At 64.1% G+C, this 13,827-nt stretch carries 12 protein-coding genes; 10 read left to right on the top strand and 2 right to left on the bottom strand.

Annotated features, from left to right (window positions below):
* Positions 1-29: 29 nt before the first annotated feature.
* The gene (locus tag ACZYGA_RS12220) at positions 30-1,298 is read right to left on the bottom strand and encodes a malic enzyme-like NAD(P)-binding protein (protein WP_077377933.1); all 1,269 of its coding nucleotides are present in this window, start codon (positions 1,296-1,298) and stop codon (positions 30-32) included.
* 437 nt (positions 1,299-1,735) lie between these two features.
* A complete protein-coding gene (gene rpmE, locus ACZYGA_RS12215; protein ID WP_077377930.1) occupies positions 1,736-1,948 on the bottom strand; it encodes a 50S ribosomal protein L31 in 213 nt (70 codons plus the stop codon).
* 218 nt (positions 1,949-2,166) lie between these two features.
* Between rpmE and ACZYGA_RS12210 the strand changes: the two genes are divergently transcribed.
* The 10 genes from ACZYGA_RS12210 to ACZYGA_RS12165 all read left to right on the top strand — a co-directional run bounded on the left by ACZYGA_RS12210 (position 2,167) and on the right by ACZYGA_RS12165 (position 13,714).
* Complete coding sequence (locus ACZYGA_RS12210) at positions 2,167-4,434, top strand: primosomal protein N' (RefSeq protein ID WP_084207835.1); 2,268 nt, start codon at positions 2,167-2,169, stop codon at positions 4,432-4,434.
* A 240-nt stretch (positions 4,435-4,674) separates the two neighbouring features.
* A complete protein-coding gene (gene argS / locus ACZYGA_RS12205; RefSeq protein WP_077377924.1) occupies positions 4,675-6,360 on the top strand; it encodes an arginine--tRNA ligase in 1,686 nt (561 codons plus the stop codon).
* Between the two features lie 3 nt (positions 6,361-6,363).
* A complete protein-coding gene (locus ACZYGA_RS12200; RefSeq protein ID WP_077377921.1) occupies positions 6,364-7,017 on the top strand; it encodes an SPOR domain-containing protein in 654 nt (217 codons plus the stop codon).
* 334 nt (positions 7,018-7,351) lie between these two features.
* The gene (hslV, locus tag ACZYGA_RS12195; RefSeq protein WP_077377918.1) at positions 7,352-7,873 is read left to right on the top strand and encodes an ATP-dependent protease subunit HslV; all 522 of its coding nucleotides are present in this window, start codon (positions 7,352-7,354) and stop codon (positions 7,871-7,873) included.
* A 1-nt stretch (position 7,874) separates the two neighbouring features.
* On the top strand, positions 7,875-9,200 hold the full coding sequence (gene hslU / locus ACZYGA_RS12190; protein ID WP_077377915.1) for an ATP-dependent protease ATPase subunit HslU: 1,326 nt from the start codon (positions 7,875-7,877) through the stop codon (positions 9,198-9,200).
* Between the two features lie 346 nt (positions 9,201-9,546).
* Positions 9,547-9,906 (top strand): gamma-butyrobetaine hydroxylase family protein, encoded by a 360-nt coding sequence (locus ACZYGA_RS12185; RefSeq protein ID WP_240499733.1) that lies wholly within the window; start codon positions 9,547-9,549, stop codon positions 9,904-9,906.
* A gap of 150 nt (positions 9,907-10,056) precedes the next feature.
* Entirely contained in the window at positions 10,057-10,803 is a 747-nt protein-coding gene (gene ubiE, locus ACZYGA_RS12180) for a bifunctional demethylmenaquinone methyltransferase/2-methoxy-6-polyprenyl-1,4-benzoquinol methylase UbiE (protein ID WP_077377909.1), read from the top strand.
* A gap of 7 nt (positions 10,804-10,810) precedes the next feature.
* Complete coding sequence (locus ACZYGA_RS12175; RefSeq protein ID WP_077377906.1) at positions 10,811-11,479, top strand: ubiquinone biosynthesis accessory factor UbiJ; 669 nt, start codon at positions 10,811-10,813, stop codon at positions 11,477-11,479.
* A complete protein-coding gene (ubiB, locus tag ACZYGA_RS12170; protein ID WP_084207832.1) occupies positions 11,476-13,104 on the top strand; it encodes a ubiquinone biosynthesis regulatory protein kinase UbiB in 1,629 nt (542 codons plus the stop codon). Before ACZYGA_RS12175 ends, ubiB begins: the two co-directional genes overlap by 4 nt.
* A 274-nt stretch (positions 13,105-13,378) precedes the next feature.
* On the top strand, positions 13,379-13,714 hold the full coding sequence (locus tag ACZYGA_RS12165; protein WP_077377900.1) for a phosphoribosyl-ATP diphosphatase: 336 nt from the start codon (positions 13,379-13,381) through the stop codon (positions 13,712-13,714).
* Positions 13,715-13,827 lie beyond the last annotated feature (113 nt).

The raw sequence follows: 13,827 nt of genomic DNA, 5'->3' as shown, positions 1-13,827 counted from the left end.
AGCACCCCGCAAGCGGGGCCCGATGACGCTTAACCGTAGACCTGATCCGCATTGGTCAGCGGGTAATGCGCCGGATAGGGCTTGCGCGCAACACCGGAATCGATGGCGGCTTGCGCCACGGCAGCCGGCAGACGCTCGAGCAGACGCGCATCCATCGGCGTCGGGATGATGTACCCCGGACCGAATTCGAGGCTGTCGATCTCGTAGGCATCCAGCACGTCCTGGCTGACCGGCTCGCGAGCAAGGTCCTTCAGCGCGTGAACGGCCGCCAGCTTCATCTCTTCATTGATGCGTGTGGCTCGCACGTCCAGCGCACCGCGGAAGATGAACGGGAAGCCCAGCACGTTATTGACCTGGTTCGGGTAATCGGAGCGACCTGTCGCCATGATGACGTCCGGACGCGCTTCGCGAGCAGTATCCGGATGGATTTCCGGATCCGGGTTGGAGCACGCGAACACGATCGGCGTGTCAGCCATCTTCTTGAGCTGCTCGGCCTTCAAGAGGTTGGGGCCGGACAGGCCGACGAAGACATCCGCACCTTCGATGACATCATCCAGCGTACGCAGCTCGGTCTCGGTGGCGAACATCGCCTTGTACTGGTTCAGGTCATCACGGCCGCTGTGGATCACGCCCTTGCGATCGAGCATGAAGATGTTCTCGACCTTGGCACCACTGGAGACCAGCAGCTTCATGCAGGCAATCGCGGCAGCACCGGCGCCCAGGCAGACGATACGCGCGTCTTCCAGGGACTTGCCGGCGATATCGAGTGCGTTGAGCATGCCGGCAGCGGTGACGATGGCCGTGCCGTGCTGGTCATCATGGAAGACCGGGATGTTGCACTGTTCGATCAACGCCTGCTCGACTTCGAAGCACTCCGGTGCCTTGATGTCTTCCAGGTTGATGCCACCGTAGGTGGTGTGGATGCGACGCACGGTATCGATGAAGGCCTGCGGGCTTTCCGCATCGATCTCGACGTCGACGGAGTTGATGCCAGCGAAGCGCTTGAACAGCACGCCCTTGCCTTCCATGACCGGCTTGGAAGCCAGCGGCCCGAGATTGCCCAGCCCCAGGATGGCGGTGCCATCGGAGATGACGGCGACCAGGTTGCCCTTGCCGGTATACAGGTAGGCATTTTCCGGATCGGCAGCAATCTCGCGGCACGGCTCGGCTACACCCGGGCTGTAGGCCAGCGCGAGGTCCTTGGCAGTTTCTGTCGGCTTGGTCAGCTCGATGGACAGCTTTCCGGGAATCGGTTCGGCGTGATATTGCAGTGCTGCTTTCTTCATGGCATCAGACATGCGTGTCATCCGGTATTTTAGCGGGGGTTGGCTGTGACCAGAATATAGAAAAACCCCCTCGCGAACAACCAACGCAACTTGTTGTTATAAAAGGAATTAATACGGATGTTTAAAAACTGTTTTAGCCATTCGTCTAACGTTATGGATGCCCCACTCAGTCATAAACCTTTCCTTATCACTGACGGGTCGGCGTGGCGTTTCGCCCCGCGTATCTCATGAAAATCCGCGCAATGACCGCGCGCATCCGGCGCCGGAAATGAAATGCCTCCTGCGCAGAGGGGTGATGCGTTGGTGGCGCTGGAATAGTGCCAGCTCGGCACCAATCCCCTCACCTGCATCGAATGACAGGCACAAAAAAACCCGCTCGCAAGCGGGTTTTTTCGTTGATGGCGCTGCGCGATGCACAGCGCCATGCAAGCGACAAGCAGCTGAAGGTATCAGCGCTTGATGGCAGCACCGAAACGCTTGTTGAAGCGCTCGACGCGGCCACCGGTGGTAGCCTGCTTCTGCTTGCCGGTGTAGAACGGGTGGCACTCGGAGCACACGTCCAGCGCGAAGGTCTGCTTGGAAGTGGAACCGATTTCGTGCTGCGCGCCGCAGGAGCAGGTTGCGGTCTGGCGCTGGTAGTCCGGATGGATACCCTGTTTCATGGTGTGTAACCTCAGGTCGCTGTGCACCGCCACCTGATCGATTGCCAGGCACCGTACACGGGTTTTGGATGTAACCGGTCATTCCGCCGACTCCGACGGAAGGCGACGCATTTTACCAGCCATCTGCGACAAGACCAAACTTTGTGGCGTTTATTGCCGGCAACACTCTGTAGACTGCGTGGCGTTTTCCTCTCGTCATCTCATTCTCTCTTCCTCGGATGCCTTGCGTGCCTGACACCAGCGACAAGACTGCGACTCACCTGCCCGGACGTGTACTGGGCATCGCGATTCCCGGCCCCCTGCGCGACCTGTTTGACTATCTGCCAGCACGCCAGCCACCTCGCCATGGCTGGCAGGTCGGTCTGCGCGTGCGCGTCGAGTTCGGCCGTCGCCAGCTGGTCGGGGTGATCGCGGAGCTGCGCAGCGACTCAGCCTTTCCCATCGAGAAGCTCAAGCCCGTCAGCGAGGTGATCGACGAAGCGCCATTGCCGGCCGACTGGCTGTGGATATGTCAGTTCACCGCACGCTATTACCAGCACTCACTCGGCGACACCTTCGCGCAGGCGATGCCATCACTGCTGCGCCAGGGACGTGCCCTCGAGGCACGCACCCGTGAGCGCTGGTCACTCACCGACAAGGGGCGTATCACGGAGCCGGCCAGCCTCGGCCGCGCGACCCGCCAGATCGCATTGCTCGAGCTGCTCGCTCAGCACCGTCATGGCCTGGTACACAGCGCGATCACCGCCCAGGGCTTCACCCGCCAGCAGCTGGAAACCCTGCGCAGTCGTGGCTTCATCGAATCACGTGAAGAGCCTGTCACCGGCGCCACCCCGGAGCAGGCCAGCAAGGGCGTGCTGGCCGAGCCCAGCCTGGCACTCAATGACGAGCAGGGCCGCGCGCTCTCGCGCCTGCATGAAGGCCTGAGTCGCTTCTCCCCCACGCTGCTGGAGGGCGTGACCGGCTCCGGCAAGACCGAGGTCTACCTGCAACTGATCGAGGCGGTGCTGGATCGCGGCGGCCAGGCTCTGGTGCTGGTGCCCGAGATCGGCCTGACGCCCCAGACGCTGGAGCGCTTCCGCAGACGTTTCCGCGTCCCCCAGGTGATGCTGCATTCCGGCGTCAGCGATGGCGAGCGCCTCGATGGCTTCGAGGCGGCACGCAGCGGCCGCGCGCGCATCGTGATCGGCACGCGCTCTGCCATCTTCACGCCGATGGCAAAGCTCGGGGTGATCATCGTCGACGAGGAGCACGACGGCTCCTTCAAGCAACAGGATGGCCTGCGCTATCACGCCCGCGATCTGGCGCTGGTACGTGGCAAGCAGGAAGGCATCCCGGTAGTGCTCGGCAGCGCCACGCCGTCTCTGGAAAGCCTGCGCCATGCCCGCGAAGGGCGCTTCACTCACCTGCATCTGCATCAGCGTGCCGGGCGCAGCCAACCGGCACGCCTGCACCCGATCGACCTGCGCGGCCGCATGACGCTGGGCGGACTCTCCACCCAGAGTCTGGACGCCATCGAGAAGCGCCTCGCCCAGGGCGATCAGGTGCTGGTATTCATCAATCGGCGCGGCTTCGCTCCGACGCTGACCTGCCATGCCTGCGGCTGGATCGCCGAATGTGACAACTGCGACGCACGCATGACCCTGCATCGCCATCCCCCGCAGCTGACCTGCCATCACTGCGAACGCACCCGCCCGCTGCCGGATGCCTGCCCGGCCTGCGGCAGCGGCGATGTTCGTCCACAAGGCGCGGGCACCGAGCGCACCGAAGAGCTGCTCGGCGAGAAATTCCCCGACGTGCCGGTGCTGCGCATCGACCGCGACAGTACCCAGCGCAAGGACGCCATGAGTGAAGCGCTGGCAGTGATCCGCCGTGGCGAACCCTGCCTGCTGGTCGGCACCCAGATGCTGGCCAAGGGCCACCACTTCCCCCACGTCACGCTGGTGGTGGTGGTCAATGCCGACAGCGGACTCTACGCCGCCGACTTCCGTGCGCTGGAGCAATCCGCCCAGCTGCTGGTGCAGGTCGCCGGGCGAGCCGGACGCGCCGAGCGCCCCGGTGAGGTGCTGATCCAGACCCGCCATCCGGAAGACCCCAACCTGCTGACACTGATCCAGGCCGGCTACCCACAGCTGGCCGGCGAGCTGCTGGAGGAGCGCCGCATCGCGCAGTTGCCGCCGTTCAGCCATCTGGCCTTGCTGCGCGCCGAAGCCACCGATCAGCAGCAGGTCGAGCAGTGGCTGTTGAAGGTAGGAAGCGCCCTGCGTCAGCACATCGACAGTGCCGACCTCAAGGTGGACTGCCTCGGCCCGGTACCGGCGCCGATGGAGCGCCGCCAGAATCGCTATCACGCCCAATTGCTGTTGCGCGCGGCGAAACGCGGCCCGCTGCATGAAGCCGCCGCCTGGCTGGTGACGCTCTGCGAGCAGGATCGTGACGCGCGCCGCCTGCGCTGGTCACTGGATGTCGATCCCATCGGCATGGCCTGAGTCTGGCAGGGGGACTCAGGCAGGTGTCGCCAGCTCCGATACTGAACTGACCACTATCCCGCCAGGACACGGATTGCGCCGTGATTGATCACGACGGTTTATGCAAGCCGCAGGATCGGTGATAATGCCCGCCATCGTGCAGCGACATCCGCACTCCCCCATTGCCCGCAGGCCTGATGCCTGCAACCGCCTGCTCCAGAGCACGCGGTGCGACCTGAGCCGTGAAGAGACCGATATTCCATGAAAGAGACGATCATCGAACTGCTGGGCCAGGCCCTGGATTCCCTCAAGGCCGACGGCACCCTGCCCGCCGACGCCAGCCCGCAGATCAAGGTCGACCCGACCAAGGACAAGACCCACGGCGACTACGCCAGCAACTTGGCGATGATGACGTCCAAGGCTGCCGGCATGAAGCCGCGTGAGCTGGCCGAGAAGCTGGTCGCCGCCCTGCCGGCCTCCGACGCGGTCTCCAAGGTCGAGATCGCCGGCCCCGGCTTCCTGAACTTCTTCGCCGAGACCGGGGCGGTGGCCGACATCGTGCGCCGCGTCTTCAGCGAAGGCGACCGCTTCGGGCACAGCGACGTGGGCGCCGGTGAGAAGGTCCAGGTCGAGTTCGTCTCCGCCAATCCGACCGGGCCGCTGCATGTCGGTCACGGGCGTGGCGCCGCGGTCGGCGACGTGCTGTGCCGCCTGCTGGCCGCCACCGGCCACGACGTCACGCGCGAGTTCTACTACAACGACGCCGGCGCCCAGATCAACAATCTGGCGCTCTCCGTTCAGGCACGCGCCAAGGGCCTGGGCCCGGATGACGCCAGCTGGCCGGCTGATGGCTATCGCGGTGACTACATCCGCGAACTGGCCGCCTCCTACATGGCCGGCGATACCGTCGAAGCCGATGGCAAGCAGGTCACGGGCGCCGCAGAACCTGACGATCTCGACGCCATCCGCGTCTTCGCCGTCGCCTACCTGCGCCATGAACAGGATCTGGACCTCAAGGCCTTCGGCGTCGAGTTCGACGTCTACTTCCTCGAATCCTCGCTCTACCGTGACGGCAAGGTCGAAGACACCGTCAAGCGCCTGGTCGACAACGGCTATACCTACGAAGACGATGGCGCCATGTGGCTGCGCACCACCGACTTCGGGGATGACAAGGACCGCGTGATGCGCAAGCGTGACGGCGGTTACACCTACTTCCTGCCAGATGTCGCCTACCACCTGGACAAATGGCAGCGCGGTTTCACCCAGGTCATCAATGAACAGGGTGCCGACCACCACTCCACCGTGACTCGCGTGCGTGCGGGCCTGCAGGCCCTCAAGGCCGGCATCCCGGAAGGCTGGCCTGACTACGTGCTGCACCAGATGGTCACCGTGATGCGCTCCGGTGAGGAAGTGAAGCTCTCCAAGCGTGCCGGCAGCTACGTGACCCTGCGCGACCTGATCGAGGAAGTCGGCCGCGACGCGACCCGCTACTTCCTGGCGGCGCGGCGCGCCGACTCCCAGCTGACCTTCGACATTGACCTGGCCCGCTCCCAGTCCAACGACAACCCGGTCTACTACATCCAGTATGCCCACGCCCGCGTGCACAGCGTGCTGCGCAAGGCCAGCCGTGAAGACAAGGCCTTCGATGAATCTCTGGCCATGGCGCAACTGTCCTTGCTGACCAGCGATCAGGAAAAGGCCGTGATGAATCGCATGGCCCAGTTCCCGGACGTCGTCACCCACGCCGCCAAGGTGCGGGAACCGCAGCAGGTCGCTCAGTATCTGCAGGACCTCTCCTCTGACTTCCACACCTGCTACAACGCGGTGAAGGTGATGGTCGAGGACGACGCGACCCGCAACGCGCGCCTGGCGCTGGGTCTGGCGACCGCTCAGGTCATCCGCAACGGCCTGGCCCTGCTGGGTGTCAGCGCTCCCGAGGAGATGTAAGCCATGGCAGCTCGCCGCCCCGCCAGCAAGAAGCCCGCTTCCCGTCAGGGAGCCAGCCCCCGCCGGCAACCCGCCGCCAGTCAGAGCCGCGGCTTCCCGGGGTGGCTGTGGGGGATCGTCGGTCTGGTCGCCGGCTTCGTGCTGGCTCAGTATTTCCAGCAACAGGCGCCGCGTCTGCCGGTGGCTGCCATCGTGCCCAAGGCCAACACTCAGCAGAATGGTCAGCAGGCCGCACAACAGGGTAGCCAGCAGGACAAGGCATCGCAGAAGGACACTCCCGAAGAGAGCGGCGGCAGCATGCCAACCTTCGAGTTCTACACTCTGTTGCCGGAAACCGAGGTGATCGCCCCCAAGGTGGATGAGTACAAGTCCACTCCGCGTCCGGGCAGCGCCGAGAGCACCAAGAAGTCCGAGGCTTCGCTGACCAACTACATGCTGCAGGCGGCCTCCTTCCGCGAGATGTCCGATGCCAGGAAACTGGCCGGCAAGCTCAAGGATCTCGGCCTGCTGGCCAAGGTCAGTGACGTCAATGCTTCTGGCGGTACCGTCTGGCACCGCGTTCAGGTCGGCCCGTACAAGGACACCCGCGAGCTCAACCGCGCACAGGATCTGATGAACACCCAGGGCATCGAGCCTCTGCTGATCAAGCTGCAATGACCTCGGCATGACGCCACAGGTCAACGGGCCCGCTCACAAGTTGAGCGGGCCCGTTGCGTAAAGGGCGCCAGCCCTCTGCACAACGGGCGTCAACGCTGAGTCGCCGATGACTTGAAACCCGCATCAGCGCCCCCATTTACAGCATTCCGGTGAGATATCAGACCGCGATCCGCCACGGTGGCGGTGACACGTCGCGGCAAGCAGTGGCAATTGCCAGACTGACGACCACCACCCGTTTTACGCGACGAGGCCCTGGCCTCGTCTGCCCCGAAATGCCATGCCCGGCCCCGTTCACCTTATTCCAATCGCCGGCATGCTCTCTCAGGAGTTATCCATGACCACGATCGTCTCCGTGCGTCGCAACGGCCAGGTCGCCCTGGCTGGTGACGGCCAGGTATCCCTTGGCAACACTGTCATGAAAGGCAACGCAGCCAAGGTGCGTCGCCTGTATCGCAATCAGGTGCTGGCCGGCTTCGCTGGCGGTACCGCCGATGCCTTCACGCTGTTCGAACGCTTCGAAGCGCAGCTCGAGAAGTATCAGGGCCAGCTGGTGAAATCCGCCGTGGAACTGGCCAAGGAGTGGCGCTCCGACCGCGCCCTGCGCAAGCTGGAAGCCATGCTGGTGGTGGCCGACAAGCATGCCTCGCTGATCATCACCGGCAACGGTGACGTGGTCGAGCCCGAACACGGCGTGCTGGCCATCGGCTCGGGCGGCAACTTCGCCGAAGCCGCCGCCCGCGCCCTGATCGAGAACACCGAGCTGTCCGCCCGCGAGATCACCGAGAAGTCCATCTCCATCGCGGCCGACATCTGCGTCTTCACCAACCACAATGCCATCATCGAGGAGCTGTCCTGAGATGTCCCAGATGACCCCGAAGGAAATCGTCAACGCCCTCGATCAGCACATCGTCGGTCAGCCGGAAGCCAAGCGTGCCGTGGCCGTGGCCATGCGCAATCGCTGGCGTCGCATGCAGCTCAACGATGATCTGCGCCCGGAAGTCACCCCGAAGAACATCCTGATGATCGGCCCGACCGGTGTCGGCAAGACCGAGATCGCTCGTCGTCTGGCCAAGCTGGCCGGCGCGCCCTTCCTGAAGATCGAGGCGACCAAGTTCACCGAGGTCGGCTACGTCGGACGTGACGTGGAATCGATCATCCGTGACCTGGTCGAGGTCGCCATGAAGCTGGTGCGTGAAGAGGCCATGAAGGAAGTGCGCGACAAGGCCGAGGATGCCGCCGAGGATCGCATCCTCGATGCGCTGCTGCCGCGCGCCCGTGGCGAGGAATATGATGCGGCGGCCAACAACAGCAGCACGCGTCAGATGTTCCGCAAGAAGCTGCGCGAAGGTCAGCTGGATGACAAGGAAATCGACATCGAGCTGAGCCCGGCCAGCCAGAGCCTGGATTTCGCCACCCCGCCGGGGATGGAAGAGATGACCAGTCAGCTGCAGTCCATGTTCTCCAGCATGGGCAAGCAGCAGAAGGAAAGCCGTCGCATCAGCGTCAAGGAAGCCCTCAAGCTGGTTCACGAGGAAGAAGCGGCCAGAATGGTCAGCGATGAAGACCTCAAGAGCCGTGCCATCGAGGCCGTCGAACAGAACGGTATCGTCTTCCTCGACGAGATCGACAAGGTCGCCAAGCGTGGCGAGTCCGGCAGTGGTGGCGACGTGTCCCGTGAAGGCGTGCAGCGCGATCTGCTGCCGCTGATCGAGGGCTCCACCGTCTCCACCAAGCACGGCATGGTCAAGACGGACCACATCCTGTTCATCGCTTCCGGCGCCTTCCACCTGTCCAAGCCCTCGGACATGATTCCGGAGCTTCAGGGCCGTCTGCCGATCCGCGTCGAGCTCAATGCCCTGACCCCGGACGACTTCAAGCGCATCCTGACCGAGCCGTCCGCGGCATTGATCCGTCAGTACAAGGCGCTGCTGGCCACCGAAGGCGTCGAGCTGAGCTTCGCGGATGACGCCATCGAGCGTATCGCCCAGATCGCCTATCAGGTCAACGAAGGCACCGAGAACATCGGCGCGCGTCGTCTGCATACCGTGATGGAACGCCTGCTGGAAGAGATTTCCTACGAAGGTGCCGATCAGGCGGGTGAGCTCAAGGTCGATGCCGCCTATGTCGATGCTCGCCTGGGCGACCTGGCGTGTGACGAAGACCTGTCGCGCTACATTCTCTGACGTCTGGCGTCAGCGCCTGACCCGCGAGAAGCCCTCATGGCGGCAATCGCCACCCTGAGAGATGCCACTGACGCCCGATCCGGCTTGGCCCGGTTCGGGCGTCAGTGCATCATGCGACATAGATACGTCGACGCGCCCGAGATGTCGCTCGACGCTCCTGTTCCTTCGGTCGCCTTACAGCGTGGTGTCATGCTGGACGGCGGGCTGACACGAGGATGCCCTGATGAGCCACGACACACCTGAAGACCACGCTGCCGAGCAGGACGAACCTCGCAGCCAGCAGCGCGACTACCGCCTCAATGAGCGCCATGCCCGTGACGCCGACGAGGCCCCGGTACCGACGCGCGTGCACTATCACAAGTCGGAGCGTGAACTGGAACTGGGCTATGCGGATGGCCAGACTTTCCGCCTCAGCACCGAATTCCTGCGCGTGATGTCCCCCTCCGCGGAAGTGCGCGGTCACGGTGTCGGCCAGGAAACGCTGCAGGTCGGCATGCGCCACGTCGGTCTGGCCAACATCACCCAGAGCGGTCGCTATGCGCTGAAGCTGCATTTCGATGATGGCCACGACAGCGGCCTCTACACCTGGGAATACCTGTGGGAACTGGCCAACCGCCGCGATGCCATGTGGGCCTACTACCTGCGCCAGCTGGAAGAGGCCGGTGCCTCGCGTGAGCCGCTGGGCATTCCGCTCAATCAGCTGTAAGCCACTGATGCCAATGGGGCGCGGCAAGATGTCCGACTCGACGTCTTGTCAAAAGACAGCCCGCTGGCCAGCGGTTACAATCGAGCCACTGCGAAAGCTCACCATATTGCGCTGACGTCCCCCATGGGTGGCGTCACAACAGGGGAAGTCATGGACAAGCGTACGACTCACTTCGGTTATCAGGAAGTTGCCGTGGACGAGAAGGCAGGCCGCGTCGCGGATGTCTTCCACAGTGTCGCCGCCAAGTACGACGTGATGAATGACCTGATGTCCTTCGGCATCCACCGTCTGTGGAAGCGCATTACCCTGGAGCGTGCCGGTGCCCGTCCGGGCCAGACGGTGCTGGACATTGCCGGTGGCACCGGGGATCTGACGCTGAAGTTCTCGCGCCTGGTCGGGCCGAAGGGTCGCGTGGTGCTCGCCGATATCAACGCCTCGATGCTCAACGTCGGGCGTGACAAGCTGCTCGACCGCGGTGTGGGTGGCAATGTCGAGTATGTGCAGGCCAATGCCGAGGCGCTGCCCTTCCCTGACAACACCTTCGACATCATCACCATCGCCTTCGGGCTGCGCAACGTCACCGACCAGGCCAAGGCCCTGCGCTCCATGCAGCGCATCCTCAAGCCCGGAGGCCGTCTGCTGGTGCTGGAGTTCTCCAAGCCGGTCAATCCGCTGCTCTCCACCGCCTACGATCAGTACAGCTTCCGCCTGCTGCCGAAGATGGGCGAGATGGTCGCCGGCGACGCCGATTCCTACCGCTATCTGGCCGAATCCATTCGCATGCACCCCGACCAGAAGACCCTGGCCGGCATGATGGAAGAGGCAGGTCTCGAGCGTGTCGAGTTCACCAATCTCACCGGTGGCATCGTCGCGCTGCACCGTGGTATCAAGCTTTGAGGCTGTCATGGCATTGCTGACCCCCCTGCTGGTGGCGACGGCGGAACGCACGCTCAACCGCCTGCTCGCCCGTGACCCCGCCTCCGCCATGCGCCTGAATGCGCTTGCCGGCAGACGCCTGCTGCTGCGCCTGGAGCGCCCCGCCTTCGACCTGCTGGTGCACTTCGACCTGCAGGGGCTGCATCTGCTGCGCCTGCCCGAGGCCAACGAGAGCGACGGCGACGTGGTGGTGGAGCTGGACATGGAAACTGCCGCGGCACTGCTGTCCGGTGAGCCCATCGAGCGCTTGATGTTCGAGGGCCGCCTGGCCGTGCGTGGCCGTCTGCACCTGCTGGAAAGCGCACGGGACCTGGTGATGGATCTCGATCTCGACTGGGAAGGGGCCTTGAGCGAATGGTTCGGCGAGACCCCCGGTCATAGTCTGGCCACCGGCCTGCGCAGCCTCGGTCGCTTCGGGCTGACCAGCCGTCGTGAGCTGGAGCTGGATCTGCGCGAGTATCTGACCGAGGAAGCACGCTGGCTGCCCGGCCATGCCCAGCTGCAGGTCGCGCGGGACGAGCTGACCGAGCTGACCCAGTGCCTGGATCGCACCGAGGCACGCCTGGCGCGCCTGCGACGCCATCTGGAGGCCGTCACCACGCCACAGTCCGCTGATCGGGAGTGCCAGCCGTCGTGAGACTCTATCGCCTGCTGAGCATCCTGTGGGTCATCGCCCGCTATCGACTGGATGATCTGATCCCGCTGTCTCGCGTACCTGCGCTGCTGCGGCCGCTGGTCAAGCTCTCACCGCTGCGCCTGCTGCCTGTCGGCAAGCGCTCGCGTGGTGAGCGCCTGCGGCTGGCACTCGAAGCGCTGGGCCCGATCTTCATCAAGTTCGGCCAGATGCTCTCGACTCGTCGTGACCTGCTGCCACCGGACGTCGCCGATGAGCTCAAGCGCCTGCAGGACCAGGTGCCGCCCTTCGAGAACGAGGTGGCGCGCGAACTGGTCGAGCAGGAGCTGGGCATGCCGGTCGAGGAAGCCTTCGCCGAATTCGAGGCGCAACCGCTGGCCTCGGCTTCCATCGCCCAGGTCCATGCGGCACGCCTGCACGATGGTGCCGACGTGGTGGTCAAGGTGATCCGCCCGCGCATCGAAGAGGTGATGCGCAAGGATATCGGCCTGCTGTATCTGCTCGCGCGTCTGCTGATGAAGCTCTCGCCGGAAGCACGGCGTCTGCGCCCCGTGGAAGTGGTCTCCGATTACGAGGCCACGCTGTTCGACGAGCTGGACATGCACAAGGAGGCCGCCAACACCTCCCAGCTCAAGCGCAACTTCCTCGATTCGCCCCTGCTCTACGTGCCGACCATCCACTGGCCGCTGACGCGGCGCCGGGTAATGGTGCAGGAGCGCATCCGCGGCATCCCGGTCGCCGACATCGACGAGCTGGAAGCCCAGGGCACCGACTTGAAGAAGCTGGCCGAGCGCGGCGTGGAGATCTTCTTCACCCAAGTGTTCCGCGACAACTTCTTCCACGCCGACATGCACCCCGGCAACATCTTCGTCTCGCGTGAGAACGCCCATGACCCGCAGTTCATCGCCATCGACTGCGGTATCGTCGGCAGCCTGACCCGCGAGGACCAGGACTATCTGGCGCGCAATCTGCTGGCCTTTTTCCGTCAGGATTACTACGAGGTCGCGGCGCTGCACATCGAGTCCGGCTGGGTCGGGGAAGGCACGCGCGCCAACGAATTCGCCGCGGCCATCCGGGCCGTCTGCGAGCCGATTCTCGAGAAGCCGCTCAAGGACATCAGCTTCGGCCAGGTGCTGCTGGGCCTGTTCCAGACCGCGCGCCGCTTCAACATGGAAGTCCAGCCGCAGCTGGTCCTGCTGCAGAAGACGCTGCTCAACATCGAGGGCCTCGGCCGTCAGCTGTATCCGGATCTCGACCTGTGGGCCACCGCCCGCCCCTATCTGGAGCGCTGGATGAAGGAGCGCGCCGGCCCCAAGGCGTTCTGGGCCGAGATGGTCAAGCAGGCTCCGGAGCTGTCACATCAGCTGCCGCAGCTGCCGGTGATGGCCTTCCAGGCCATGCAGCGCATCGACGATGAACACCGCGCTCGACAGCGTCAGACCGAGGCACTCGCCACGCTGCGCGATCGTGTCAATCATGCGTCCAGCACCGGCTGGCGCTTGCGCGCAGGTGGACTGCTGATCGCCGTGGCCTTCGGCTGGCAACCGCTGATCGCCTGGGCCGAGACGCAGCCGATGATGGTGCTGGTCGGCGCGGGCCTGGGCATCGTGCTGTTGCTGTGGCGCTAGCCGCGCCCCCGCTTCGCTCGCGGCGCTGACCGAAACTTGCCGCCCCTCGGGGCGCAGTGCAATATGATTGTCATGTAACCCTTGCATCCTGAGTCGCCGGGCCTTGCCTCGCGGCAGTGCTCGATGAGGCAGGAGCCCAGGGCTGGACTCGCTGCCTTCGCTCGGGCCCGGTTGTCTGGCTGGCCGCGACGCTCCTGCAACGGTTCTCATGCAACGGTTCTCATGCAAGATACGGTTTTCATGCCAGACCCCATGCTTTCAGGAATGATGATTCATGAGTGATATTCTCAACCGCCTGTCAGACGTACTGGCAGAGCGGCGCGACGCTGATCCGACGTCCTCCTATGTCGCGAGCCTGCATCACAAGGGCCTCAACAAGGTATTGGAGAAGATTGGCGAAGAGGCCACGGAAACGGTACTGGCCGCCAAGGATTTCACTCAGGACGACGTGGACTCCCACCGTGCAGTGATCGGTGAGACCGCCGACCTGTGGTTCCACTCGCTGGTGATGCTTTCTCACCTCGGGCTGGACCATCAGGACGTGCTGGATGAGCTGGCGCGACGCTTCGGCGTCTCCGGCCATGATGAAAAGGCCGCTCGCGGTCAGTGATGATCAAGCAGACGACTTGCAGCGCAAGCCGATTTCCCTGGCAGTGGTGCTCTCACCCTGCAAGACTCAAGGCCTCGTGACCTAGTCCCATCGGCCAAAATGGAGAACTTCCC

It is taken from the genome of Cobetia sp. BL01, from assembly GCF_056493605.1.
This window is presented reverse-complemented; position numbering and strand designations above follow the sequence as displayed.